This is a genomic window from Sphingomonas sp. CCH9-E2 (genome assembly GCF_001557215.1).
GTDB lineage: Bacteria > Pseudomonadota > Alphaproteobacteria > Sphingomonadales > Sphingomonadaceae > Sphingomonas.
Map to the genome: position 1 here is coordinate 1 of NZ_LSJM01000318.1, position 22,803 is coordinate 22,803.

Below are 22,803 nucleotides of genomic sequence, written 5' to 3' on the forward strand. Positions count from 1 at the left end.
CCCGCCGATCGCAGGGCGGTCATGCCTTGCGCTCAGTCATTGCCGGAGTGTGCCGGGGCAGCGGCGATGGCGGGGTCGCGCACTCTGTCTTTTGCGTTCGGTGCGGGGGGCTGGCGGCAGCGGGTCGGCCTGGCGGCGCGGTCGGGCGATGGCGGGGGCTTGGCCCGGCGGCGCGGTGCGGCGGCGCGCAAGGCCGGGAAGGGGCAGGTTCGGGTTGGGGGATGTCGGGGATGGCGGCGTGTTGCCCCGGCGCTGGGGCACGGGTCCTGCATGGTGCCTGCGTCTTCTGGTCGCTGCCGGTGCGCCTGCCTGCTCCCGGTTTCGGGCAACCCCGGTGGCCGCGTTTGATGGCGGTCTGGCCGGATGACGGCTGCGCCTCGACTGCCTTGCCGCAACTGCTGCGCCGAACTTTCTTCCCCTGGGCTTTCCACCCCGCGCGCAAGCGCGCGGGGACCCCGGATGCGCCCATTCCTCGCGAACCAAGAAAGCCCGGCTTCGCAGTCCTTCGCTGCGCTGCGGGCTGACGCTGCGGCGGCATCGCGATCCGGCCGGTCGACGCCATCGCGGCCGCATGGGGCGGCCCGACATATCGGAGTAAGTGACATGGCGAATATCGGCAGCTTCAAGAAGGTCGGCGAGGACTATCAGGGCTCGATCGTGACCCTCAGCGTCCAGGCCAAGGGCGTCCGCATCGTCCCCGAGGACAACCGCCCGAACGAGAACGCGCCCACCCACCGGGTCTATGTCGGCCGTGCCGAGATCGGCGCCGCCTGGGCCAAGCAGTCCGCCGAAGGCCGCGACTATCTCTCGGTCAAGCTCGACGATCCGAGCTTCGCCCAGCCCATCTTCGCGAACCTGTTCGACGACGAAGGCAGCGAGACCTCGAGCCTGATCTGGTCGCGCCCGCGGCGCTCGGGCAACGACTGAACCAAGGCCAGGGCGCCCCGCCGGATGCGGCGGGGCGCCTTTTTGCGTGGCTGCAGCGGCGTGGAACTCGCGGCGCTATCCCCATGCGGGGAGAACGTCCGGCGCAGTGCGGGTCTTCGATGATGCAGCGGCGCTCGCGAGCCTTGCGGCCGGGAATTGTCCCGACCGGAGCGCTACGCCGTCGCTGTTCGCCCGCCTTTGCCAGCGCATGCCGCCGAGAGGTTCGCGACGCATGATCGCGCCGATTTCGCGCAGGAATTCCTGCGCCGGAGCCCGGCCTATCGCGCGGCCTGGAGCGCCGCGCGCGATGGCGATGCGCGCCGCTGGGGGCTGGTTCGGCTGTTCGATCCCGAGGCGTCGGTGCGCCTGGCGCCAGCAATCTGGCGCGCGACATGCGCCTCGCAAATCGTCGCGCTGGCGCCTGCGCCTGCCGGCGTTGCCGGCGCGGCGGCGCTGCCCGACGCCGCTATCGTGGCCGAACATCTCGCCGAGGGCGAGCGGCATCTCGTGCTCGATTGCCGCGGCGTGCGGCACCGGCTGCGCGTCCTGGCGGACGCGCGCCACGCGCCGCTTGTGATCCTGTTACCGCCGCTCGGCGATACGCTGCGCACCGCCGCATGCGACGCCGCGCGGCGCATGTTCGCCGGGCTGAGCCTCGCCGAACCGGTCGCTGCGCTGCGGCCAAGCGCCTTGCAGCAGCAGCGCCTCGCGCTGTTGCTGCGCGTGCTCGACGCCTGGCAAGCGGGTGCCAGCAACCGCGCGATCGGGCTCGGCATCGTCTATCCCTGGCTCGGCGACATCGACGCGGTCGCGTGGAAGTCGATGAGCGAACGGCGGCGCGTCCAGCGGCTCGTGGCCGAGGCCCGAGCGCTCGCGGCCTCCGGCTATCGCGCGCTGCTGCGCGGATAGGGGCGACAGTTTGGATGCTGCGGTTCTGGCCGCTCCTTCAGGGGCGCCGTCTGCCGCCATTGAGAGCCGGTGATTGGAACGGGCCCCCGGCATGCGCCGGACCCTCGCCGGAGACTTTTAATGACCAGCCAGCCCGTGCAGCCGTTGTTGCGCACCCCCGACGCCGCGCTCCTGCTCGGCCTGTCGGCACGCACGCTCGAGAAGCATCGCTGCTATGGAACCGGGCCTGCCTATCGCAAGCTCGGCGGGCGCGTCGTCTATGCCGTCGACGACCTTATCGCCTGGGCCAACCAGGGTGTGCGCCGCTCGACCTCGGACACCGGCCCCGGCATCGTCCATCCCCCCAAGCGCATCGATCTGAGCCTGCTCGACCGCAAGGGCGCGGTGCGGCGATGAGCGGCGGCTTTATCCCTTCCGGCGCACAAGCCTCTCCCTTCACGGGGATAACGACACTCGAACTGACCTGGGTCGAACAGCAAACCGAGCGCTGGATCCGCTTCGGCGCGCCGCTCTCGGACGCGATCCTCGACCGCCGCCGCCGCCGCTTGTCCTTCGCGGCGGGCAGCGTCTTCGCCTTCGTCCGCTGGGCGTCGAACGACTATGGCACGATCCTGTCGCGGCTCGCGATCCTGCGCGCCGTTGCGCCCGGCGAAGCCTATGCGACGTATCCCTGCGTCACGCCCGGCGGCGAAATCCTCCTCCATCTGCGCGGCTGGCCCCGTGTCCGCCAGGGTCTCGCGCTGATCGATGCGCTCGAAAATTCGGGCTTCGATCCGTGCGCTGTGGCGCCGGATTATTGGAGCCATGCGCACAACCGGCTGATCGTCGGCCATGCGCCGCGCGCCTATGCCCACGCGCGGCATCGCGCCTGGCTGCTGCGCCGCGAGATCGGCGCATGACCCGCTTTGCGATCCTCCTGACCGGCACCTGCGCGATCGGCGCGCTGCTGCTGCCCGTGCTCGCGCGACCGGCACCAAGGCTGGTCTGGAACCTGAGTTCAAGCGTCCCTGTCGGGCTCTATGCCGCGCATCGCTCGGCGCCCAGGCGTGGCGATCTGGTCGCGGCGCATGCGCCGCAGCGCATCGCGCGGCTGATGGCCGAGCGCGGCTATCTTCCGCTTCGCGTGCCGATGCTCAAGCATGTCGCGGCCGCCCCTGGCCAGCGCATCTGCCGGACGGGAACAAAGGTTACGGTCGATGGAATCGTCGTGGCGCAGGCGCGGCTGACGGATCGCGCCGGCCGGTCGTTACCGCGCTGGAGCGGCTGCCGGACGCTGCGCTCCGGCGAGCTGTTCCTGCTCAATCCAGCCTCGGCCGACAGCTTCGACGGACGCTATTTCGGGCCGGTTTCCGCGCGCTCGGTCGTCGCCGTGCTCGAGCCCTTGTGGCTCCCGGGCAGCCCTTCGCCGGCGCCCGCTCGGCGCGAATCCCCTCCCCCACCCGTGAGCAAAAGGAACGCGAAATGATCAGGATCGGCGAGTTTACCGTGCAGGGCGATGGCTATTGCGGGCGCCTGACGACGCTTGGAATCGACGCAGTAGTGAGCATCGTCCCGGCCGCGCGAAGCGATATCCGGAACGCGCCCGACTATCGCGTCCACGCCGGCACAAGCGCCGAGGGGCCCGAGATCGGCGCCGGCTGGAAGCGCACCGGTGCGCGCGCCGGGGCCTATGTCGCGATCGTCATCGACGATCCCCAGCTTCCGCGCGCGATCCGCGCGAACCTGTTCCGCCCGGGCATCGAAGGCCAGCCGCATCTGCTGTTCTGGCAGCGCGCCCAGCGCCGCCGCGAGGCCGCAGACGCGTGATGGCCCATGCGATCGCACGCCAGGTCACGCTGCTCCTCGCGGCGCTGCCGATCGCATCGTTTGCGCTGGCGCCAGCGCAGGCGCAGCCCGTGGCTGGGCCTTGCGGACCGGCAGCACCGCTCGCTCCTGCGATCACCCGCGCGTCGGTCCGCTTCGCGATTCCCGAGGCGCTGGTCCGCGCGGTGATCGCGGTCGAGAGCAACTGGCAGCCATTCGCGGTCTCGCCCAAAGGCGCGATGGGGCTGATGCAATTGATGCCCGGGACCTGGGGCGAACTGCGCGCCCGCTACGCGCTCGGCCCCAACCCGTTCGACCCGTGCGACAATATCCTGGCCGGCACCGCTTATCTTCGCGAACTGCTCGACCGCTATGGCGATCCGGGGTTCCTCGCCGCCTATAATGCCGGCCCCGGTCGCTACGAAGCCTATCTGCGCGGTGCCAAATCGCTGCCGATCGAGACGCTCGCTTATGTCGGCAAGCTCTCGATGCGGAAGCGCGACAATGATCGCAATGCCCCGGCTGCCCTGCCTGATCGCGACGCCTGGCGGCGCGGTTGGCTGTTCGCCGCAGATCGTGATCCCGAGCGCGAACCCACCGCCGGGCAGGACGCACACCCGTCCGATCCCCCACGCAACACCATCTTCGTGCCCCGCACGGGACTGCCGCAATGACGGCCCCGGGCGTTCAGCGGGTCCGACCGTCTGGACTGGCGGGAGGACGGATTCAGCAGGAGAAGGAGCGATGGCAAGATAAAAGCGCCGCCGTCGGCCGGGGCGCAAATGGTTGTTGTGATTGGCAAATTCGCGCCGTCACCCTGGGCGGGGTGCCGTCGCGCATCCGCTTTTCTCCAGCGATTTCAATGTCCCGCGCGCTGGCACCCCGGCCTCAGGCGCGTTCATGATGGCGACCGAGGACGACTTCTGCATCAGGCCCGGCAAGGCAGGCAACCGGGGTTCAGGGCATGCCCGGCCGCCCAGTCTTGCAGCGCAGGTCAGGCGCGCCGCCGCCCGGTCCGGAATCGTGTCGCGGTCTGCGCGCCGTGGCGGCGGCACCGGGCAGCTTGGGCGCGGCCGCGCGGTAGCGCTTGCCGGACGCGGGCAGGCGGCTGCGCGCCGGGTCGTGATCAAGGCGCGGATCGTGCGGCACGGCGGCGCGCGCTTCCGCGCTGCTCCGCTCGCGCGCCACATCGCCTATCTCGAGCGCGAGGGCGTGACCCGCGACGGTCGCGATGCATCCATGTTCGACGCGCGGACCGATCGCGCGGATGGCGACGCCTTTGCGGCCCGCTGCGCAGACGACCGCCATCACTTCCGCTTCACCGTCTCGCCGGAGGATGCCGGCGAGCTCGCCGATCTTCGGACCTTCACCCGCGAGTTGATGGGCGACATGGCCCGCGACCTGGAGACAGGCCTCGACTGGGTCGCGGTCGATCACTGGAACACCGACAACCCCCATGTTCACATCCTGGTGCGCGGCCGCGCCGATGATGGCGGCGATCTCATCATCGATCGCGATTACGTTTCGCATGGGCTTCGCAGGCGCGCGCAGGCTCGAGCCACGCTCGAGCTCGGACCCCGCAGCCAGGTTGAGATCGCTGCGGCGCTGGGCCGGGAGGTCGAGGCCGACCGGATGACCAGCCTCGATCGCAAGCTGATCGGGCGCGCCGACCCGGATGGCATCGTCGATCTGCGCCCCGACAGCGTGGCGGGTGGAGGTCGGGGGGACGTGCTGTTGCGCGGACGTGCCCAGAAGCTCGAACGCCTGGGGCTCGCGACGCCTGTGGGAGCGGCCCGCTGGAGACTGAAGCCCGATCTCGAGCCCATCCTGCGCGACCTCGGCGTCCGGGGCGACATCATCAAGACGATGCACCGCGCGATGCGCGGCGCTGGTCACGCACTCGATGGCGGCCGGCTCGCGATCCACGCGCCGGGTTCCGCGGAGCCGGTGGTCGGTCGCCTGGTGGCGCGCGGCCTTCACGATGAACTGTCCGGCACGGCCTATGCGGTCATCGACGGCATGGACGGGCGTCACCATCATCTGCGCTTCGCCGATCTCGACCTGACCAGCGACGCTGCCGCCGGCGCGATCGTCGAGCTGCGCGAATGGCGCGATGGCAGGGGCGCCGCGCGCGCCGCGCTTGCCGTGCGCAGCGACCTGCCGATCGACGCGCAAATCCGGGCCCGCGGTGCGACCTGGCTCGATCGGCAATTGCTGTCTTCCGGCCTTGCGGAGTCGAACCACGGCTTTGGCGGCGAGGTGCGGGCGGCAATGGCGGCGCGCGCCGAGCATCTGATCGGCGAGGGACTCGCCACCCGGCGCGGCGGCCGGGTGACGCTCGCGCCCGACCTCATCGAAAAGCTTCGCAGCGCCGACCTGCGCGCGGCCACGGCCGGGATCGCCGCGCGCACCGGACTGACGCCGCGCGAGGCCGTCCCCGGCATGCCCATTGCCGGCACCTATCGCGAACGGGTGACGCTTGCTTCGGGGCGCTTTGCGATGATCGACGACGGGCTCGGTTTTCAGCTGGTTCCCTGGCGCCCGGCGCTCGATCGGCAGCTCGGCATGACCGTCACCGGCACCCTGACACCCGGCGGGGTCGACTGGACCCTCGGCCGCAACCGCAGCCTCGGCATCTAGGAGACCCTAAGTGCAATCATCCCGCATCCTCTGGGGGCAGGTCTTCGCAGTGCTCCTGATCGTGCTGGCCACGACCTGGGGCGCGACGCAATGGACCGCCGCTGCGCTCGGCTATCAGGAGGCCCTCGGGCCGCCCTGGTTCAGGATCGACGATTACCCGATCTATCTGCCGCCCGCCTTCTTCTGGTGGTGGTTCAGCTACGATGCCTATGCCCCGAAGATTTTCGTGAAGGGCGCATGCATCGCCGCCTCGGGCGGGATCGCCGCGGTCATCGTCGGGGTGGCGATGTCGGTGTGGCGCGCCCGCGAGCTGCGTGCCGCCGAGACCTATGGCTCGGCGCGCTGGGCAACACCGCGTGAGATCAGGGCCGCCGGACTTCTCGGGGACGATGGCGTCGTCCTCGGGCGGCTGGGCCGCGACTATCTGCGCCATGACGGCCCTGAACATGTGCTGTGCTTCGCGCCGACACGATCGGGCAAGGGCGTCGGCCTCGTCATTCCCTCGCTGCTCACCTGGCCCGGCTCGGCGATCGTCCACGACATCAAGGGCGAGAACTGGACGCTGACCGCAGGCTTTCGGGCGCGGATCGGCAGGGTGCTGCTGTTCGATCCCACCAACCCCGCCTCGGCGCCCTACAATCCGTTGCTCGAAGTCCGCCGCGGCGAATGGGAGGTTCGCGATGTTCAGAATGTGGCCGATGTGCTGGTCGATCCCGAAGGCTCGCTCGAGCGGCGCAACCATTGGGAGAAGACCAGCCACACGCTGCTCGTCGGCGCGATCCTCCATGTCCTCTATGCCGAACCCGACAAGACCCTTGCCGGCGTCGCGGCATTCCTGTCCGATCCGCGCCGCCCGATCGAGGCCACGCTCGCCGCGATGATGTCGACCCGCCACCTGGGCGAGGCCGGTGTCCATCCGGTGGTCGCCTCGGCGGCGCGCGAGCTGCTCAACAAGTCGGAGAATGAGCGCTCGGGCGTGCTGTCGACCGCGATGTCGTTCCTCGGTCTCTACCGCGATCCCGTCGTGGCAAAGGTGACCAGCAGCTCGGCCTGGCGGATCGCCGACCTGGTCGAGGCCGATCGTCCGGTCACGCTTTACCTGGTCGTGCCGCCGTCCGACATCAGTCGCACCAAGCCGCTGATCCGCCTGCTGCTCAACCAGATCGGGCGGCGGCTGACCGAAGAGTTGCGACCGAGCGCGAAGCGGCACCGCGTCCTGCTCATGCTCGACGAGTTTCCGGCGCTCGGCCGGCTGGACTTTTTCGAGTCCGCGCTCGCCTTCATGGCGGGCTATGGGCTCAAGGCCTTTCTGATCGCCCAGTCGCTCAACCAGATCGAGAAGGCGTATGGCGCCAACAACGCCATCCTCGACAACTGCCATGCGCGCGTGAGCTTCGCGACCAATGACGAGCGGACCGCCAAGCGCATCTCGGACGCGCTCGGTACCGCGACCGAGATGCGTGCGATGAAGAATTATGCAGGGCACCGGCTCTCGCCCTGGCTCGGTCATTTGATGGTCTCGCGCACGGAGACCGCCCGCGCCCTGCTCACGCCGGGCGAAGTGATGCAGCTGCCGCCCGACGACGAGATCGTCATGATCGCCGGGACCCACCCGATCCGCGCGCGCAAGGTCCGCTATTATGCCGATCCACGCCTCAAGGCCCGGGTGCAGGATCCGCCCGCTCCGTCCGGGCATGTGCCGCCCTGCGCCAATGACTGGACCGACCGGCCGCAACCCGCCCAGCCGGGCCCGGCTCCTGCACCCGATCCCGCCCGCAGCGATCCCGCAAATGCGGGCATTCGCCGCGAACCCGAGCTTGCCGAGGAACAGGAGATCGTGCCCCGCCCCGCGCCGCCGCGCGGAGAATTCGAGTTCGAAGACGGGGCTGGCGACGATGCCGCCGCCAACAAGCGCGTGCGACACCGGATGCGCAGGGCCGCCCGCCAGGCCTCGCTCGATCCAAATGATGGAGTCGATCTATGAATATGCTGCGGATCAAACACACGTTCCGGCTACCGCCCGACCTGTCGCGCGGGCTTTCCGACTATGCCGCGCGCAAGCGGGTCAGCCAGGCGCTGGTCGTGGAAACAGCGCTCAGGTCCCTGCTTTCGGGAGACAGCGCCGAGCATCTCGAGGCCGTGCTGAGCCGCAGGCTCGACAGGCTTTCAAGGCAGGCGGACAAGCTGGCCTGGCATGTGGAGCTCGGAAACGAGACGCTCGCACTGTTCGTCCGCTTCTGGCTGGTCAACAATCCGCCGTTACCCGACACGGCGCTCGCTGCTGCCCAGGCCATGGGCAAGGAACGCTGGGAGCGCTTCGTTGCAACGCTGAACCGGCGAATGGAATTTGGACCGCGTCTGAAGAACGAGATTTCAGAGGATGTCGATCCGGAATCGGGAGCGTCCCAAGCCTGAGCGAACCTTCCTTTGGAAAGGTTCGCGCGGGCCTGCCTTAGCCCATCGCTATCCATCCGGCGTTACAGCAACGGCCCTGTTGCCTCGACGGAAGCCTTTCGCTTCACCCACGGCTCGGCTGTTCTTTCCATCGCAATCAGGTGGCTCGGGAAGCATCGCTGCTGAAAGCTGACCGCATCATCGAAACTGCCGCGGAGCCAGTGGTCATATTCGTCGGCGTGGAGCAGCACAGGCATGCGATCGTGAACCGGGCGGATCGCCTCATTGCAGTCGGTCATCACGCCCGAATAAACCGCGCCCCACTCGGCGCTGTCACGCCACAGACCCGCCCATGCGAAGATCGGCTGGTCCACAATGCTGAACCATGTGCGCGTCTTGCTGCCCTTCTCACCCTCGGCCTCGGCAAACCCGGTCACCGGGATCAGGCACCGCCATTGAGGCTTTGCCGCCAAGCCCTTCCACATCGGCTTGTTCAGGTCTGCGATGTTGTTGACAGGTTTCGGTTTCGACTCTGGCTTCATGCCCTTGAGGCGGAGCGGAAAGCCCCAGGTCATCGACTGGAGGACGCGGTGACCATCGACTTCCCGCACCACCATGCCCGGTGTGCCGGGGTATATCTCGTCAGCGGCGTTGAAGAGCGCCGGCTGAATTGCGTTGAAGTGCGCCGCGACCTCTGCGGCTGATTTGCGCACGGCGTATAGGTTGCACATGGGGGGAAGGTGCCAGCGAACAGGGCGGGAGTCGATGCTGCTGTCGTGCCCGGCAACGACGAGGTTGGATGACAGGATGAGGAAGCGACTGAAGGTCAGTCGGATCGAACAGGCGCTGGAATATTCGCTGATCGCGGCGTTGCAGCTCGGCAGCTGCGTTGCGGGCGCATTGGGCGCGATCAAATGGGCTTCGAGCTAGTCTACGCTCTGAACCGGCTGACCGCTCGCTTCCATTCCCGATCATCCGGCCAGGGCAGCTCAACGGTAGGTGCGCGCGTTTTCGTCGTGCTGACTGCTGCCCGGCTCTTGCAGATGTCACATTTGAGTCTGTCTCCCACGGCGCTCAGACGGTCATCCCAGCCTTTGGAATGAAACCGCCACCATAGCTGGTGCGGGTTGAAGATCGCGACCCGGCGGCATTGTGGCTTCCGACAAATTGCGAGGATGTTTGTGTGCCAGGCGGCGCACTCGAACAGCGTAGTCGGTATGCGTCCGCCGCTCTCATCAAACCGCGCCACTGCGGGTCACGATTGGCGCGAGGCAAACAACTCGGGCTGGATGCTCGGATCAGTCAGTACGCCCTTTGCCTTCTGCGCTGCGCTCACGGCCTGTCGGTAATGGACTGTGCCGAAGCGCTCGGCCTCGTCGAAGGTGGTCGGGGACCATTCTTCGCTCGGATAGACGGCATCGTAAATCTCGCGCGCAGCCGCACGCAACCGCAAGTCATGCTCCACGGTTCAAGCTCCATCGATGTGAACGGCCGCGAATCGCGGTAAGCCTTGAGTAGAACAATTAGGGAACATCGAACAAGGGCTCGTTATGGCGCATCTTCGTCCGAGTTGAGGTCAGAGGGATTTTGCTCGGGTGCAGTCGGGTATACGGTTGTCCGATCGCGGCCGATCGGGTGCTTCACCGCCTTCAGCCCGCCGGGACTCGTGAAGCAGTTTGCCGCGTTCAAGATCCACTCTATGCTCGCTTAGCGGAGGAGATGCGTGAGCGCGCAGGAACGCAGCGAACTGGCCGAAGACAGGACCGATCTTGCCGAGGACCGGACGGTCCTCGCGCATGAACGCAGCTTTGCCGGCTGGTGCGCACCGGCATGGGCGCGGTCGCTCTCGGTCTTGGGTTTAACGCACTTTTTCGAACGCTTGAGCCAGTCTGGATCGCCAAGGCGATCGCCACCGCATTCCTGTTGATCGCGATCTTCGTGTTTTTGTCCGCCGAACGGCGGGCATGCCGGATCATCAGCAAGCTCGAGGCGCATAAGGTGTCGAGCCTGTCCCCGATGCGCATCCGGCTGCTTGCGTGGATGCTGTCGGTCACGACTGCAGCGCTCTCCGCAGCAATCTGGATCCTGGTCTAGGCGTCACCCATTGCCGCGCTTGCGCCGAGTCTCCCAGCCTTTCTTCGCTGCAGCCGAGCGCTTTGCGGAACTCTGACTTGAGCCACTCTTGTGACCGCCGTTGCGGGCGCTTTCGTGGCTGTCCTTCTTACCGCGTCCGGAGCCGGACTTGTTGCCCCCGCCCGACTCCTTGTTCACCGTGGCCCACGCGCGGCGTTCGGCCTCCCTATGGCTGACGCCGCGATCCTCATAGCCTTCCTCGATATGGTCGGCTTTGCGCTTCTGCTTGTCGGTGTATTTGTCCTTGTCGCCTTGGGGCATGACCTGTCTCCCTTCGAAGATCGACGGCAGTTCAATCGCAATTTACGCGCACTTGGTTCCAAGCCATTCCGGTCCGCCAACATATGTCAGAATGGGCATTTTGAGGCATGGTCTTTGGGCCGGAGTTCTGAAACATGACCCAGACGTCCACGACTGAAGACATGTTCGTTGTGGCAATCCAGGATTTGCTGGACGCGACGCAGGCGTGAATCGAGCGATCCGACGCCCTGTGCGGCGCATTTCGGAAGGGCAAGCAAAGCAAGCGCGCCAGCTACGAAACCGCGATCGATCTGGCGGAACGCCTCGGCGACGCGCAGGCTCGCGGCACCCTGAACGCCTGCCGAGAGTAAAAGATCGAGGCCGATGCGCGGCTGGAGCAACTGCTGGTTGCGCTAGCCGAGGAGATGTGAGGCGGATGATCCTCACCTTTCCTGGTCCGGCTCGAACCAGCGCGAGACATCCTGATCGGTGGAAGGGGCGACGCACGCGCCCATAGAGTACTCCATGATCTCCAGCGCGGCATGGCCGTGCGAAGGGCAAACTGAGACCACGACGTCGCTTGGCACCCAGAGCCGATAGTCCCGCATATGGGCGTCGGCTGCGGTAACAAACACGCACATCTCAGTTGCGACGCCCGCCAGAATCAGTCGATTGATCCCCAATTTCGGCAGAAGAACAGGAAGATTGGTCGCATAAAAGCCCGAGAATTGCGGCTTGATGACGAAATAGTCGAAAGGTCGCGGCAAGACGGGCGCGATCTCCTTGTTCTTCTTCACACGCGCGATCATGCGCGACCGCTCGGAATGCCACTCCCCGAAATTGTCATTGATGTAGATAGTCGGGGATTGGGTACGGTCAGCGGCTTCTCTCAATGCTCTGATCCGTGGGACGACGTCGGGCAATTGCTGACGGGCGGACTCCGCATTAGGGAAATCGAACTGATTGATCATGTCGATGACCAACAATGCGTACCGATGCCTGGGCTGGTCTCGTGTAGGTGCGATTGGGGCGTCAGATGAGATGCGATTCATGATCCGCGATAACGCAGAACCGGCAGTTTGGTCTCAACCGACGGAGCCCTCGGCTGGGGAAACCGTCGTCTTTGGAAAGCGTTACAGCCACTCGAAGACGCAATGCGGGAAGCTGGTCCGTTCCCTGGCCAGTTGAACGCTGTCGGGACAACGGAGGGAGAAATGCACGACACGGCCTATTATCGTGAGCGCGCTCAGAAGGAGCGGCAGGCGGCGGCGCGAAGCGCGGACCCAGCGGTACGCACGGCGCATGAGGTGATGGCCGAAAGATATGAGCGACTAGCAGCAGGAGAGCGTTTGCTTATGGGGATCGTGGAGCGCTATTGAGCGCTGCTCGGCAGCAAGCTGCGGATTGGGCCCCGTCAGGCGGGTAGGCCGTCGTTCGGAAGAACGTCTCCGCCATCCCGGCGAAGGAACCTGATCTTTCCCTCTGGTTCGAGAATTGCCCAGGCGACGTCGTCGAGGCGTGCAATTTCTGCGAGGCGCATTTCCGACTCCGGTTCGCGGCGGGTGTGACGGTCACGCTTCAAGTCCGCCTCGATCCGCCGCCTCTTACGGAGCACCCAAGGCGCGCCTTCAATCCAGCGCTCCGCCTGCCGCCAGTGATAACCGACCCAGCCGAGTACGGTTCCCCAGAATGCGAAGGTCGACACGGCCAGCACCGCGCCGGTCAGGCTGAAATCATTGTAGGTTGAAGCCGTCCGACCACCCAGCTGAACCTGGTCGCTTATGGGTTCAAGGCGTAGCCGTCGGTGACCTTCGAATCGGCGGCGAAAAGCAGCAGGCATCCTTGCCGGCGGCCCGCTAAGCAGCCTTCGATATCCATGCGATCACGCCCAAGGTTTCTTCTTCTACGCTGTACCACGATCCGAATGACATTCTGTTGCCAAGCGTGAATTTCGTGCCTCCTTAGTCACCCCTGTCACCGGCGCACTCCCGCTCCGGACAAGTCGCAGGGTCACCGCAGTGAGCGTCGAGCCATTCCGTTCTGAAGCCTCGCGCCGGGGTGCCCGGATGCTCCGGACCGCGCTCGGATCCGCAATCGCCGAGTGGCTGGACGACGCCGAAGTCGTCGAAATCATGCTCAATCCCGATGGCCGGCTTTGGGTCGATCGGCTCGGTTCGGGGATGGCGGAGACCGGCCTCACCATCTCTCCCAGCGATGGCGAGCGGATTATTCGCCTCGTCGCCCACCATGTCGGCGTGGAGGTCCATCCCAAGGCTCCGCGGGTTTCGGCAGAACTGCCAGAAAGCGGCGAACGCTTTGAGGGCCTGCTGCCCCCGGTGGTCATTGCGCCAGCCTTCGCGATCCGCAAGCCCGCGGTCGCGGTGTTCACGCTCGATGACTATGTCACGGCAGGGATCGTCAGTGTCGCGCAGTGCGCCGCGCTGCGCTCCGCCATTCGTGATCGCACCAATATCCTCGTCGCGGGCGGCACCGGCACGGGGAAGACAACGCTCGCAAACGCGTTGCTCGCCGAGATCGCGGGCAGCAGCGATCGCATCGTCCTCATCGAGGACACGCGCGAGCTGCAATGCACCGCCCCCAATCTCCTCGCCATGCGCACAAAGGAAGGCGTCGCGTCGCTGACCGACCTGGTCCGCTCCGCGCTGCGCCTGAGACCGGACCGTATCCCGATCGGCGAGGTGCGCGGCGCGGAAGCGCTGGATCTGCTCAAAGCCTGGGGCACCGGACACCCGGGAGGGTTCGGGACCATCCATGCAGGCACCGCGCTGGGCGCGCTCCGCCGTCTCGAGCAGCTCATCCAGGAGGCGGTCACCACCGTGCCGCGCCCGCTGATCGCCGAGACCATCGGCTTGGTCGCGGTGCTCGTGCGCGACGGCGCCGGCCGCCGGCTTTCCGAGCTCGCCCGCGTGACCGGCCTCGATCGCTCGGGCGAATACCGCCTCGAATTTCTCACCAACGGAGACTTCGCATGACCTTGTCCCTGTCGACAATAGGCGCCCGAGCGGCAACGCTCACCGGCACCGCCATCCTCGCCCTCGCCGCAGGCCCGGCCTTCGCCTCCGGCTCCTCCATGCCCTGGGAAAGCCCGCTCCAGTCGATCCTGGAAAGCATCGAGGGTCCGGTCGCCAAGATCGTCGCGGTGATCATCATCATCGTCACCGGCCTGACGCTCGCCTTCGGCGAGAGCTCGGGTGGTTTCCGCCGCCTCATCCAGATCGTCTTTGGCCTGTCGATCGCGTTCGCGGCGAGCTCCTTCTTTCTCAGCTTCTTCAGCTTCGGCGGCGGGGCGCTGGTCTGATGGAAACGCTCGATCCCGGCGCGGCCGTTCCAGGCTATTTCGCGCCCGTGCACCGCGCGCTGACCGAGCACATCCTGCTTGGTGGTGCGCCACGCTCCGTCGCGATCGTCAACGGCACCCTGGCGGGCGCGATCGGCCTCGGGCTGCGCCTTTGGCTGGTGGGGCTGCTCCTTTGGGCAGCTGGCCATGCGGTCGCGGTCTGGGCAGCGCGCCGGGATCCCCAGTTCCTCGAAGTCGGGCGGCGCCATATGCGCTATCCCGCCTATCTGCGGACGTGAGACGGCCATGATGTCGCTTCGCGAATATCGCCGCCGCGGCGCAGCGCTCGCCGACTTTCTGCCCTGGGCCGCTTTGATCGCGCCCGGCATCGTGCTCAACAAGGACGGATCGTTTCAGCGCACCGCCGCAATCCGCGGCCCTGACCTGGACTCCGCGACCCCCGCCGAGCTGGTCGCCACCTCGGGCCGTCTCAACAGCGCGCTGCGGCGCCTCGGCTCGGGCTGGGCAATCTTCTTCGAAGCCCAGCGCGTCCCGGCGCAGGACTATCCCGCAAGCACCTTTCCCGATGCGGCATCGGCTCTGGTCGATCGTGAGCGCCACGAACAATTCGCCGAGGAAGGCGCCCACTTCGAAAGTGCCTATTACCTCACCCTGCAATGGATGCCGCCGGCCGAAGACGCCGCGCGCGCCGAGGGCTGGCTCTACGAAGGCCGCGCGAAATCAGGCGTCGACCCGCACGAACTGCTTGCCAGCTTCGTCGATCGCAGCGCCAGGCTCCTCCAGCTGCTGGAAGGCTTCGTCCCCGAGGCCCGGTGGCTCGATGACGAAGAGACTCTGACCTATCTGCACTCGACCGTCTCGACCAAGCGCCAGCGAGTTCGCGTCCCCGAAACACCGATGCACCTTGACGCGCTGCTCGTGGACGAAGCGCTCGTCGGAGGGCTCGAGCCGATGCTCGGCATTCAGCACCTGCGAACCCTCACCATCACCGGATTTCCGAGCGCGACCTTTCCGGGCCTGCTCGATGATCTCAACCGGCTGGCCTTTCCCTATCGATGGGTCACGCGCGCGATCATGCTCGACAAGACGGATGCGATCAGGCTGCTCGGCCGCATCCGCCGCCAATGGTTCGCCAAGCGCAAGTCGATCGCGGCCATCCTCAAGGAGGTGATGACCAACGAGGCGTCCGTCCTCGTCGACAGCGATGCCTCGAACAAGGCCGCCGATGCCGACCTTGCGCTGCAGGAACTGGGCAGCGACCTGGTCGGACAGGCCTATGTTACCGCCACCGTCAGTGTCTGGGACGCGGATGCCGGCCTTGCTGCTGAGAAGTTGCGGCTGGTCGAGAAGGTAATCCAGGGGCGGGATTTCACCGTCATTTCCGAGGGCATGAACGCGGTCGAAGCGTGGCTGGGCAGCCTGCCCGGTCATGTCTACGCCAATGTCCGCCAGCCGCCGATCTCGACGCTGAATCTCGCGCATATGGTACCGCTGTCGGCAATCTGGGCGGGGCCAGCCAGCGACGCGCATTTCGGCGCGCCGCCGCTGTTCTACGCGCGGACCGAAGGATCGACGCCGTTCCGCTTCTCCCTTCATGTGGGCGATGTCGGGCATACACTGGTCGTGGGGCCGACCGGGGCCGGCAAGTCCGTCCTGCTCGCGCTGATGGCGATGCAGTTCCGGCGCTATCGCGACGCGCAGATCTTTGCGTTCGATTTCGGCGGGTCGATCCGCGCCGCCGCGCTCGCAATGGGTGGGGACTGGCAGGACCTCGGTAACGGCGGCGAGGATGGGCAGGAGCGCGCGGTCCGCCTTCAGCCGCTCGCCCGGATCGACAATCTGGCCGAGCGCAGCTGGTCGACCGAATGGATCGCCGCGATCCTCGCCGCCGAAGGCGTGCCGATCGATCCCCAGGCCAAGGAGTATCTCTGGTCCGCGCTGGAGTCGCTGGCCTCCGCCCCGATCGGCGAACGCACGCTCACCGGCCTCGCGGTGCTGCTTCAGGCCCAGCAGCTCAAGCAAGCGCTGCAGCCCTATTGCATCGGCGGGGCGCATGGTCAGCTGCTCGATGCGGAGTGCGAAGCGCTTGGCGAGAGCCGCGTCCAGGCCTTCGAGACCGAGGGCCTGGTCGGAAGTGCCGCAGCGCCTGCCGTCCTCTCCTACCTCTTCCACCGGATCGAGGCGCAGCTCGATGGCGCGCCGACGCTCATCATCATCGACGAAGGCTGGCTCGTCCTCGACAGCCCTGCCTTCGCTGCCCAACTGCGCGAGTGGCTGAAGACGCTGCGCAAGAAGAATGCGAGCGTCGTGTTCGCGACGCAAAGCCTTGCCGACATCGAGACGTCGACCATCGCACCCGCGATCGTCGAGAGCTGCCCCACCCGCATCTTCCTTCCGAACGCGCGCGCCTTCGAGCCGCAGATCGCCGCGATCTACCGCCGCTTCGGGTTGAACGATCGTCAGATCGAGATCCTCGCCCGGGCGACCCCCAAGCGCGACTATTACTGCCAATCGCGCTGCGGCAACCGCCTGTTCGATCTCGGGCTCGGCGAAGTCGCCCTCGCTTATGCTGCAGCTTCCTCGCGTACCGACCAGCGCCGCATCGCAGAGCTCGTCGAGGCCCATGGCCATGCCGGCTTCGCCGCCGCGTGGCTGCGTGCCCGCGGCCTCGACTGGGCTGCGGACCTTCTCCCCCCGACGACCAAGGAGTAACTGTCATGCGTATTGCCTCGCCCCGCCGCTTCGCGCTTTCCGGTGCTTGCGCCTTGCTGCTCGCCTGCGTGGCCGCCCCGGCCAATGCCCAGTTTGGCGGCATCGTCTACGACCCCACCAACTATTCCCAGAACGTCCTGACGGCCGCGCGGACGCTCGAGCAGATCAACAATCAGATCAAGTCGCTACAGAACGAAGCGCAGTCGCTGATCAATCAGGCGCGCAATCTCGAGGCGCTTCCGACCTCTGCGCTCTCCGACCTGCAGACCCAGGTGCGCCAGACCCAGCAGCTGCTGAGCAATGCGCAGCGCATCGCCTATTCGGTCCAGTCGATCGATACCGCGTTCGCGAGCCGCTACCGCGCGTCGAGCATGACCGCGACCGACCGGGCGCTGGTCGACCATGCCCGGGCGCGCTGGGAGGACAGCGTCGGTGCGCTCGAAGACGCACTCAAGGTCCAGGCCGGCGTCGTCGGCAATATCGAAGGAACGCGCGCGGTGATGGACCGACTGGTCGGCGCCAGCCAGTCGGCCTCGGGCGCACTCCAGGTGACCCAGGCCGGCAATCAGCTGCTCGCGCTTCAGGCCCGCCAGATTGCCGACCTGACCGCGCTGGTCGCGGCGCAGGGCCGGGCGCAGGCGCTCGAGGCGGCCCAGCGCGCCGCAGCCCAGGATCAGGCCCGCGAGCAGCTGCGTCGCTTCCTCGCCCCGGGCACCGGCTACAAGCCGACCCGGGTCGAGATGTTCCGTCACTGAAGGCCGGGCCCATGAACTTCCGGCTTCCGGCTCGAATTGGCGCCTTTGCGGGCCTCGGCATCGCCTTCGCGATGGGCACCCTCGCGCTTCGCGAGGTGCCGGATCGGGCAATAGTGCCGCAAACCCTCTCGACCGACCTGCCCAATGACCCGCTCCAGGCAATGTTGCGGAGCTGCCAGTTGGCCGGGCAGGCGGCGGGCCCGGACCCGGGCTGCCTCGCAGCCTGGGCCGAGAACCGCAGGCGGTTCCTCGGGTCGGGCCGCTCGCGTCCGAGCGAACCGGTCTTCGAGGCGTGGCCAGGAAAACTCTCCGAGCCGATGCAGGTCGATGATGGGGGCAGTGCCCCGCAGCAGGAGCAGTGACATGGGCGGTACCGGCGTCGTCGATCGCTTCTTGTCGGTCTTTACCTCCTACATCGATTCAGGCTTTGGCCTGCTCCAGGGCGAAGTCGCGTTCATTGCCACCACGCTGATCGTGATCGATGTCACGCTGGCCGCGCTGTTCTGGACGCTCGGCCAGGGCGACGACATCATCGCGCGGCTGATCAAGAAGACGCTGTTCGTCGGCATTTTCGCCTACATCATCGGCAACTGGAACATGCTCGCGAGGATCGTCTTCGAGAGCTTCGCGGGGCTTGGCCTCAAGGCATCGGGCACCGGCTTTACCGCCGCCGAGCTGCTGCAGCCGGGCCGTGTCGCCCAGGTCGGCCTCGATGCGGGCCGTCCAATCCTCGAATCCATCTCCGGCTTGATGGGCTACATCAGCTTCTTCGAGAACTTCATCCAGATCATCGTCCTGCTGTTTGCCTGGGTGATTGTCCTGCTCGCCTTCTTCGTGCTCGCGGTTCAGCTGTTCGTGACGCTGATCGAGTTCAAGCTCACGGTGCTCTGCGGTTTCGTGCTCATCCCGTTCGGGCTGTTCGGCAAGACTGCCTTCATGGCTGAGCGCGTGCTCGGCAATGTGGTCTCTTCCGGCATCAAGGTGCTGGTCCTCGCCGTGATCGTCGGCATCGGCTCCACCCTGTTCACCGAGTTCACCGACGCAATCGGCGACGCCCAGCCGACGATCGAGGACGCGATGGCGATCGTGCTCGGCTCGCTCTGCCTGCTTGGCCTCGGCATCTTTGGTCCCGGCATCGCGAGCGGCATCGTCTCCGGCGGCCCCCAATTGGGCGCAGGCGCTGCCGCAGGCACCGCGCTTGCAGCAGGCGGCGTTATTGCCGCTGGCGGCGCCGCAGTAGCCACTGCGGGCGGCGCAGCGGTCGGCGCAGTCGCAGGCGCGGCCGCAGGGGCGGGCCGGACCGTCAGCACTGCAGCGAGCGCCTACCGCACCCGTGCCGCAGGTAAGCGTGGCATGGCCAGCAGCGCGGAGGGCGTGGGGAATGTCGAGCGACCCGCGCACGACGGCGCCAGGTCGCCCCTGCGAGGCGGAGCAGGGGCAGAGCCAGCGACACCCGCCAACCGTAGCGGTGCGACCCAACCGGCTGCAGAAGCCCCGCGCGCCGTTGAACGCGACACGGGTGGTCTTTCCCAGGCGCCGGCGGGCGATACCGACGAGGCCGGCGGTGCTGCAATCCCGGAGCCCGCACTAGCCGCCGCCCCCTCGCCGCTGGCCCCCGCCGCAGCCGATCAGGCAGCGCCAGGTGATGCGACGCCAGTTTTCGACGCCCCGCGCAGCGAAGCGCCGGACTGGGCCAGGGCCATGCGCCGAAAGCAGGCGATCGACCATGGCGTCAACGTCGCCGCCCACACCCTGCGCGGCGGTGACAGCCGGGGTCCTGGCGCTTCCGTCAGCGTGACCGAGAAGGAGTAACCAGCATGTTCCGACGATCGACCGTACGCTACGGTGTAACCCCCGAGCCAGAGACCCCCTACCAGCGCGCCGCCCAAGCATGGGACGATCGGATCGGCTCGGCCCGGGTCCAGGCGAAAAACTGGCGCATAGCCGCCTTCGGATCGCTCGGGCTGTCGGCGCTGCTCGCGGCGGGCATGATCTTGCAGGCGTCGCGCGGCACGATCACGCCATGGATCGTGCAGGTCGACAAGTTCGGCGAGGCGCAGGCGGTCGCACCGGCCGAGACCGGCGTCCGCCCGAGCGACCCCCAGATCGCCTTCCACCTCGCGCGCTTGATCGAGAATGTGCGCTCGATCCCCGCCGATCCGGTGGTGCTGCGCCAGAACTGGCTGCGTGCCTATGACTTTACCACAGCCAAGGGCGCGCTCGCGCTCAACGACTACGCCCGGTCGAGTGACCCGTTCACCCAGGTCGGCAAGATCCAGATCGCAGTGGATGTTTCGAGCGTTATCCGGGCTTCCGACAACAGCTTCCGCATCGCCTGGACTGAGCGACGCTATCAGGACGGCAGCCTCACGGCGACCGAGCGCTGGTCCGCGATTGCCACGGTCGTCGTCCGGACGCCGCGCACCCCGGATGCTCTGCGAAAAAATCCCCTGGGCGTGTTCGTCAACGCCCTGAACTGGTCGAAGGAACTGTCGCAATGACTGGTCTGCCCAAGGCAACCCGCCACCCCCTGCTCGCAGCCGCGCTGGTTACCCTCGCGGCCTGTTCGGCCTCGCATGCGCAAACGCAAGCGCTGGCGTTCGAGCGCGCCGCTCCGGCTTCGGCCGAACCCGAACAGCCCCGCGCCATCGAGATTGTGCGGATACCCGAACCGCTGCCACTTCCCGGGCAGCTGAAGTCGATCGAAACGTCTGCCGCGCCCGAGACCGGCGATCCAAAGCTTCGCATCGGCCGGGCGAACGCGGCCGCGCGAATGCAGCCGGTGCGCGACGGGTTCCTCAATGCCATCCAGCAATATCCCTGGAGCGAGGGTGCACTCTACCAGCTTTACGCAGCCCCGGGTCAGGTTACCGACATCGCGCTTCAGCACGGAGAACAACTCGTCGGTCCCGGCCCTGTCGCCGCAGGCGATACGGTCCGCTGGATTATCGGCGACACCGTAAGTGGCACAGGGTCCGCCCAGCGCGTCCACATTCTGGTCAAGCCGACCCGGCCCGGGCTGACCACCAATCTGGTCATCAACACCGATCGGCGGACCTACCATCTCGAGCTCCGCTCAACGCCGGACACCTATATGGCATCGGTCTCCTGGACCTATCCCCAGGATGCGCTGATCGCGCTCACCGCGCGAAACCGGCAAGCCGCGGACATGCAGCCCACTCTTCCCGGCATTGACCTGGAAGCCTTGAACTTCGGCTACCGCATTGAGGGCGACCGCCCGGGCTGGCGGCCATTGCGCGCGTTCGACGATGGCCGACAGGTCTTTATCGAATTTCCTCCCAGCATTGCCCAGAGCGAAATGCCGCCGCTGTTCGTCGCCAACCCCAACGGCGAGGGCGAACTGGTCAACTATCGGGTCCGCGGGCGCTATCTGGTCGTCGATCGCCTGTTCGCGGGCGCCGAATTGCGGCTCGGCGCAGGCAGGTCACAGAAGCGCGTCCGCATCCTGCGCGAAGGCACGCTGCGGGAGGCCACAAAGTGAGCGCGGCTTCTGCGACCGCGCCACTCCAGCCGGCAGACCTTCGGCTGCGTGGCAAGCCGCCGCGCGTCATGCGCCTGTCCCGCAAGGCCCTCGCTACAGTCGGTATGGTCGCCGCAGCCGGAATCGGCGGTTCGCTGATCTATGCATTGCAGCCGGGGACCCAGACCGCTCCAACCGAACTCTACGATACGGACAATCGGGCGACCACCGATGGGCTTTCTGCCGCGCCCAAGGACTATAGCGAGGTCCCTAAACTGGGTCCGCCGCTGCCGGGCGATCTTGGTCGACCGATCCTGTCCGCCCAGCAGCGCGGCACCGATGTCGCGCCTCCGCCAATGGGCACGCCTTCGCCGCCCGCCAGCGCAGCACCGAGCCCGGGTCAGACGGCACGCGAGCGGGCCCGAAACGAGCAGGACGCCGCGCGCACAAGCAGGATGTTCATCGGCAGCGCGGCGCCCACCCCGTCTGGCCCCGCCGCCAATGGGCCGCCTCCTGCGATTGCAGAGGGTGCTGTCGGACCATTGCCGCCGCCCGCCACAGGGCAGGGCGAGCAAGCTGCCAAGCGCGCATTTTTCGGCAGCGGCGACACGGCGGCATCCGAGAGCGGGTTCCGCGTCATTGCTCCGAGCTCGGGCAGCATCGTCCAGGCGGGCAGTATCATTCCGGCGGCGCTGATCACGGGCATCCGTTCGGACCTTCCGGGCATGATCACCGCGCAGGTGACTGAGAATGTCTATGACAGCGTGACGGGCAGGCATCTGCTCATTCCCCAGGGCAGCCGCTTGCTCGGCGAATATGACTCGCAGGTGTCTCTCGGCCAGAGCCGGGTGCTGTTGGCATGGACGCGGCTGATCCTGCCCGACGGACGTTCGATTCACCTCGACCGGTTGCCCGCTACCGATGCAGCTGGCTATGCTGGCCTGCAGGGTCGGGTAAACCATCATTGGGGCGGCATCTTCCGTTCAGCGTTGATCTCCACGCTTCTGAGCATCGGGACCGAGGTTGGAAGCGCTAGCGACGACGACCTCGTTCGGGCGATCCGGCAGGGCGGCTCGCAGTCGATCGGTCGAACGGGTCAGGATCTGGTGCGCCGGCAGATGGGCATTCAACCGACGCTCGAAATCAGGCCAGGCTTTCCGCTACGTGTGATTGTGACCCGTGACCTCGTTCTGCTTTCACACGGAGTTGCAGAATGAACGCGCTCAGGCTCGGTCCCATACCCGATGACAAGCCGGTGAAGCTCACGATCGACGTGCCGCCAGACGTGTTTCACGACCTAAGCCTTTATGCCGAGGCACATGCCGCTGCAGCCGGGCAACAGCCCCACGGGCCCGCCAAGCTGATCGTCCCGATGCTCGCGCAATTTATGGCGGGCGACCGTGAGTTCCTGAAACTGAAGAGAACGGGGCAGATCGGCATGATATGACTGCTATTGGGCCGTAAGCCGACTGGCTTCTGTCGGCGTGACG

At 66.8% G+C, this 22,803-nt stretch carries 30 protein-coding genes; 24 read left to right on the plus strand and 6 right to left on the minus strand.

The window, feature by feature from the left end; all coding sequences use genetic code 11:
- The first annotated feature begins 603 nt into the window (after positions 1-603).
- The 10 genes from AX681_RS14865 to AX681_RS14910 all read left to right on the plus strand — a co-directional run bounded on the left by AX681_RS14865 (position 604) and on the right by AX681_RS14910 (position 8,694).
- Positions 604-927 carry a DUF736 domain-containing protein gene (locus AX681_RS14865; protein WP_066656851.1) on the plus strand — a complete coding sequence of 108 codons (324 nt, stop codon included), beginning with the start codon at positions 604-606 and terminating at the stop codon, positions 925-927.
- 156 nt (positions 928-1,083) lie between these two features.
- Positions 1,084-1,836, plus strand: coding sequence for a DNA -binding domain-containing protein (locus tag AX681_RS14870; RefSeq protein ID WP_197424297.1), 753 nt, complete (start codon positions 1,084-1,086; stop codon positions 1,834-1,836).
- Positions 1,837-1,956: 120 nt separating this feature from the next.
- A complete protein-coding gene (locus AX681_RS14875; protein WP_066659874.1) occupies positions 1,957-2,232 on the plus strand; it encodes a helix-turn-helix transcriptional regulator in 276 nt (91 codons plus the stop codon).
- Complete coding sequence (locus tag AX681_RS14880) at positions 2,229-2,735, plus strand: DUF2840 domain-containing protein (protein ID WP_066659872.1); 507 nt, start codon at positions 2,229-2,231, stop codon at positions 2,733-2,735. The genes AX681_RS14875 and AX681_RS14880 overlap by 4 nt, the downstream gene beginning before the upstream one ends.
- Positions 2,732-3,301 carry a S26 family signal peptidase gene (locus tag AX681_RS14885; protein ID WP_066659871.1) on the plus strand — a complete coding sequence of 190 codons (570 nt, stop codon included), beginning with the start codon at positions 2,732-2,734 and terminating at the stop codon, positions 3,299-3,301. The genes AX681_RS14880 and AX681_RS14885 overlap by 4 nt, the downstream gene beginning before the upstream one ends.
- Entirely contained in the window at positions 3,298-3,642 is a 345-nt protein-coding gene (locus AX681_RS14890; protein WP_066659868.1) for a DUF736 domain-containing protein, read from the plus strand. The genes AX681_RS14885 and AX681_RS14890 overlap by 4 nt, the downstream gene beginning before the upstream one ends.
- Positions 3,642-4,313: a lytic transglycosylase domain-containing protein gene (locus tag AX681_RS14895; RefSeq protein ID WP_066659865.1), complete on the plus strand. Its 672-nt coding sequence runs from the start codon at positions 3,642-3,644 to the stop codon at positions 4,311-4,313. Before AX681_RS14890 ends, AX681_RS14895 begins: the two co-directional genes overlap by 1 nt.
- Before the next feature lie 226 nt (positions 4,314-4,539).
- Complete coding sequence (locus tag AX681_RS14900; RefSeq protein WP_066659862.1) at positions 4,540-6,279, plus strand: relaxase/mobilization nuclease domain-containing protein; 1,740 nt, start codon at positions 4,540-4,542, stop codon at positions 6,277-6,279.
- 10 nt (positions 6,280-6,289) lie between these two features.
- Complete coding sequence (locus AX681_RS14905) at positions 6,290-8,263, plus strand: conjugal transfer protein TraG (protein ID WP_066659860.1); 1,974 nt, start codon at positions 6,290-6,292, stop codon at positions 8,261-8,263.
- The gene (locus AX681_RS14910; protein ID WP_066659858.1) at positions 8,260-8,694 is read left to right on the plus strand and encodes a CopG family transcriptional regulator; all 435 of its coding nucleotides are present in this window, start codon (positions 8,260-8,262) and stop codon (positions 8,692-8,694) included. Before AX681_RS14905 ends, AX681_RS14910 begins: the two co-directional genes overlap by 4 nt.
- A 62-nt stretch (positions 8,695-8,756) precedes the next feature.
- Here AX681_RS14910 and AX681_RS14915 read toward each other — a convergent pair whose 3' ends face one another.
- A complete protein-coding gene (locus tag AX681_RS14915; RefSeq protein ID WP_066659877.1) occupies positions 8,757-9,404 on the minus strand; it encodes an SOS response-associated peptidase in 648 nt (215 codons plus the stop codon).
- Between the two features lie 76 nt (positions 9,405-9,480).
- On the opposite strand from AX681_RS14915, the gene AX681_RS23225 reads away from it, so the two are divergent.
- A complete protein-coding gene (locus tag AX681_RS23225; protein WP_269450352.1) occupies positions 9,481-9,603 on the plus strand; it encodes a hypothetical protein in 123 nt (40 codons plus the stop codon).
- Between the two features lie 325 nt (positions 9,604-9,928).
- Here AX681_RS23225 and AX681_RS14920 read toward each other — a convergent pair whose 3' ends face one another.
- A complete protein-coding gene (locus AX681_RS14920) occupies positions 9,929-10,138 on the minus strand; it encodes a hypothetical protein (RefSeq protein WP_066659851.1) in 210 nt (69 codons plus the stop codon).
- Between the two features lie 365 nt (positions 10,139-10,503).
- Here AX681_RS14920 and AX681_RS14925 point away from each other — a divergent pair, with 365 nt between their 5' ends.
- Positions 10,504-10,767 (plus strand): hypothetical protein, encoded by a 264-nt coding sequence (locus AX681_RS14925; protein ID WP_066659846.1) that lies wholly within the window; start codon positions 10,504-10,506, stop codon positions 10,765-10,767.
- 3 nt (positions 10,768-10,770) lie between these two features.
- Here AX681_RS14925 and AX681_RS14930 read toward each other — a convergent pair whose 3' ends face one another.
- The 3 genes from AX681_RS14930 to AX681_RS14935 all read right to left on the minus strand — a co-directional run bounded on the left by AX681_RS14930 (position 10,771) and on the right by AX681_RS14935 (position 12,098).
- Complete coding sequence (locus AX681_RS14930; RefSeq protein WP_066659843.1) at positions 10,771-11,067, minus strand: plasmid stabilization protein; 297 nt, start codon at positions 11,065-11,067, stop codon at positions 10,771-10,773.
- Between the two features lie 86 nt (positions 11,068-11,153).
- The gene (locus tag AX681_RS22055) at positions 11,154-11,447 is read right to left on the minus strand and encodes a hypothetical protein (RefSeq protein ID WP_156442728.1); all 294 of its coding nucleotides are present in this window, start codon (positions 11,445-11,447) and stop codon (positions 11,154-11,156) included.
- A 42-nt stretch (positions 11,448-11,489) separates the two neighbouring features.
- Complete coding sequence (locus AX681_RS14935; RefSeq protein ID WP_066659840.1) at positions 11,490-12,098, minus strand: isochorismatase family cysteine hydrolase; 609 nt, start codon at positions 12,096-12,098, stop codon at positions 11,490-11,492.
- Between the two features lie 162 nt (positions 12,099-12,260).
- Here AX681_RS14935 and AX681_RS14940 point away from each other — a divergent pair, with 162 nt between their 5' ends.
- On the plus strand, positions 12,261-12,425 hold the full coding sequence (locus AX681_RS14940; protein WP_156442727.1) for a hypothetical protein: 165 nt from the start codon (positions 12,261-12,263) through the stop codon (positions 12,423-12,425).
- A gap of 35 nt (positions 12,426-12,460) precedes the next feature.
- Here AX681_RS14940 and AX681_RS14945 read toward each other — a convergent pair whose 3' ends face one another.
- Positions 12,461-12,886 carry a YetF domain-containing protein gene (locus AX681_RS14945; RefSeq protein WP_156442726.1) on the minus strand — a complete coding sequence of 142 codons (426 nt, stop codon included), beginning with the start codon at positions 12,884-12,886 and terminating at the stop codon, positions 12,461-12,463.
- 178 nt (positions 12,887-13,064) lie between these two features.
- Between AX681_RS14945 and trbB the strand changes: the two genes are divergently transcribed.
- The 11 genes from trbB to AX681_RS15000 all read left to right on the plus strand — a co-directional run bounded on the left by trbB (position 13,065) and on the right by AX681_RS15000 (position 22,760).
- Positions 13,065-14,039 carry a P-type conjugative transfer ATPase TrbB gene (gene trbB / locus AX681_RS14950; RefSeq protein ID WP_197421911.1) on the plus strand — a complete coding sequence of 325 codons (975 nt, stop codon included), beginning with the start codon at positions 13,065-13,067 and terminating at the stop codon, positions 14,037-14,039.
- Entirely contained in the window at positions 14,036-14,365 is a 330-nt protein-coding gene (locus AX681_RS14955) for a TrbC/VirB2 family protein (RefSeq protein ID WP_066659831.1), read from the plus strand. The genes trbB and AX681_RS14955 overlap by 4 nt, the downstream gene beginning before the upstream one ends.
- On the plus strand, positions 14,365-14,643 hold the full coding sequence (locus tag AX681_RS14960; protein WP_066659829.1) for a VirB3 family type IV secretion system protein: 279 nt from the start codon (positions 14,365-14,367) through the stop codon (positions 14,641-14,643). The genes AX681_RS14955 and AX681_RS14960 overlap by 1 nt, the downstream gene beginning before the upstream one ends.
- Before the next feature lie 7 nt (positions 14,644-14,650).
- Positions 14,651-17,077 carry a conjugal transfer protein TrbE gene (trbE, locus tag AX681_RS14965; protein ID WP_066659826.1) on the plus strand — a complete coding sequence of 809 codons (2,427 nt, stop codon included), beginning with the start codon at positions 14,651-14,653 and terminating at the stop codon, positions 17,075-17,077.
- A 5-nt stretch (positions 17,078-17,082) separates the two neighbouring features.
- Complete coding sequence (gene trbJ, locus AX681_RS14970; protein ID WP_066659823.1) at positions 17,083-17,832, plus strand: P-type conjugative transfer protein TrbJ; 750 nt, start codon at positions 17,083-17,085, stop codon at positions 17,830-17,832.
- Between the two features lie 11 nt (positions 17,833-17,843).
- The gene (gene trbK-alt / locus AX681_RS14975) at positions 17,844-18,194 is read left to right on the plus strand and encodes a putative entry exclusion protein TrbK-alt (protein WP_066659820.1); all 351 of its coding nucleotides are present in this window, start codon (positions 17,844-17,846) and stop codon (positions 18,192-18,194) included.
- Between the two features lies 1 nt (position 18,195).
- Complete coding sequence (gene trbL / locus AX681_RS14980; protein ID WP_066659817.1) at positions 18,196-19,644, plus strand: P-type conjugative transfer protein TrbL; 1,449 nt, start codon at positions 18,196-18,198, stop codon at positions 19,642-19,644.
- Positions 19,645-19,649: 5 nt separating this feature from the next.
- Positions 19,650-20,333, plus strand: a complete 684-nt coding sequence (trbF, locus tag AX681_RS14985; protein ID WP_066659813.1) for a conjugal transfer protein TrbF — start codon at positions 19,650-19,652, stop codon at positions 20,331-20,333.
- Positions 20,330-21,334 (plus strand): P-type conjugative transfer protein TrbG, encoded by a 1,005-nt coding sequence (gene trbG / locus AX681_RS14990; RefSeq protein ID WP_066659810.1) that lies wholly within the window; start codon positions 20,330-20,332, stop codon positions 21,332-21,334. The genes trbF and trbG overlap by 4 nt, the downstream gene beginning before the upstream one ends.
- A 104-nt stretch (positions 21,335-21,438) precedes the next feature.
- The gene (locus AX681_RS14995; RefSeq protein WP_231734965.1) at positions 21,439-22,530 is read left to right on the plus strand and encodes a TrbI/VirB10 family protein; all 1,092 of its coding nucleotides are present in this window, start codon (positions 21,439-21,441) and stop codon (positions 22,528-22,530) included.
- On the plus strand, positions 22,527-22,760 hold the full coding sequence (locus AX681_RS15000; RefSeq protein WP_066660667.1) for a DUF2274 domain-containing protein: 234 nt from the start codon (positions 22,527-22,529) through the stop codon (positions 22,758-22,760). The genes AX681_RS14995 and AX681_RS15000 overlap by 4 nt, the downstream gene beginning before the upstream one ends.
- Positions 22,761-22,803: the final 43 nt, after the last annotated feature.

Bases quoted from the DNA above. Each gene is read 5' to 3' on its own strand.
- AX681_RS14865 (WP_066656851.1), top strand. From the start codon at position 604: ATGGCGAATATCGGCAGCTTCAAGAAGGTCGGCGAGGACTATCAGGGC.
- AX681_RS14875 (WP_066659874.1), top strand. From the start codon at position 1,957: ATGACCAGCCAGCCCGTGCAGCCGTTGTTGCGCACCCCCGACGCCGCG.
- AX681_RS14880 (WP_066659872.1), top strand. From the start codon at position 2,229: ATGAGCGGCGGCTTTATCCCTTCCGGCGCACAAGCCTCTCCCTTCACG.
- AX681_RS14885 (WP_066659871.1), top strand. From the start codon at position 2,732: ATGACCCGCTTTGCGATCCTCCTGACCGGCACCTGCGCGATCGGCGCG.
- AX681_RS14890 (WP_066659868.1), top strand. From the start codon at position 3,298: ATGATCAGGATCGGCGAGTTTACCGTGCAGGGCGATGGCTATTGCGGG.
- AX681_RS14895 (WP_066659865.1), top strand. From the start codon at position 3,642: ATGGCCCATGCGATCGCACGCCAGGTCACGCTGCTCCTCGCGGCGCTG.
- AX681_RS14900 (WP_066659862.1), top strand. From the start codon at position 4,540: ATGATGGCGACCGAGGACGACTTCTGCATCAGGCCCGGCAAGGCAGGC.
- AX681_RS14910 (WP_066659858.1), top strand. From the start codon at position 8,260: ATGAATATGCTGCGGATCAAACACACGTTCCGGCTACCGCCCGACCTG.
- AX681_RS14915 (WP_066659877.1), bottom strand. From the start codon at position 9,404: ATGTGCAACCTATACGCCGTGCGCAAATCAGCCGCAGAGGTCGCGGCG.
- AX681_RS23225 (WP_269450352.1), top strand. From the start codon at position 9,481: ATGAGGAAGCGACTGAAGGTCAGTCGGATCGAACAGGCGCTGGAATAT.
- AX681_RS14925 (WP_066659846.1), top strand. From the start codon at position 10,504: ATGGGCGCGGTCGCTCTCGGTCTTGGGTTTAACGCACTTTTTCGAACG.
- AX681_RS14930 (WP_066659843.1), bottom strand. From the start codon at position 11,067: ATGCCCCAAGGCGACAAGGACAAATACACCGACAAGCAGAAGCGCAAA.
- AX681_RS14935 (WP_066659840.1), bottom strand. From the start codon at position 12,098: ATGAATCGCATCTCATCTGACGCCCCAATCGCACCTACACGAGACCAG.
- AX681_RS14940 (WP_156442727.1), top strand. From the start codon at position 12,261: ATGCACGACACGGCCTATTATCGTGAGCGCGCTCAGAAGGAGCGGCAG.
- AX681_RS14945 (WP_156442726.1), bottom strand. From the start codon at position 12,886: ATGCCTGCTGCTTTTCGCCGCCGATTCGAAGGTCACCGACGGCTACGC.
- AX681_RS14955 (WP_066659831.1), top strand. From the start codon at position 14,036: ATGACCTTGTCCCTGTCGACAATAGGCGCCCGAGCGGCAACGCTCACC.
- AX681_RS14960 (WP_066659829.1), top strand. From the start codon at position 14,365: ATGGAAACGCTCGATCCCGGCGCGGCCGTTCCAGGCTATTTCGCGCCC.
- trbE (WP_066659826.1), top strand. From the start codon at position 14,651: ATGATGTCGCTTCGCGAATATCGCCGCCGCGGCGCAGCGCTCGCCGAC.
- trbJ (WP_066659823.1), top strand. From the start codon at position 17,083: ATGCGTATTGCCTCGCCCCGCCGCTTCGCGCTTTCCGGTGCTTGCGCC.
- trbK-alt (WP_066659820.1), top strand. From the start codon at position 17,844: ATGAACTTCCGGCTTCCGGCTCGAATTGGCGCCTTTGCGGGCCTCGGC.
- trbL (WP_066659817.1), top strand. From the start codon at position 18,196: ATGGGCGGTACCGGCGTCGTCGATCGCTTCTTGTCGGTCTTTACCTCC.
- trbF (WP_066659813.1), top strand. From the start codon at position 19,650: ATGTTCCGACGATCGACCGTACGCTACGGTGTAACCCCCGAGCCAGAG.
- trbG (WP_066659810.1), top strand. From the start codon at position 20,330: ATGACTGGTCTGCCCAAGGCAACCCGCCACCCCCTGCTCGCAGCCGCG.
- AX681_RS14995 (WP_231734965.1), top strand. From the start codon at position 21,439: ATGGTCGCCGCAGCCGGAATCGGCGGTTCGCTGATCTATGCATTGCAG.
- AX681_RS15000 (WP_066660667.1), top strand. From the start codon at position 22,527: ATGAACGCGCTCAGGCTCGGTCCCATACCCGATGACAAGCCGGTGAAG.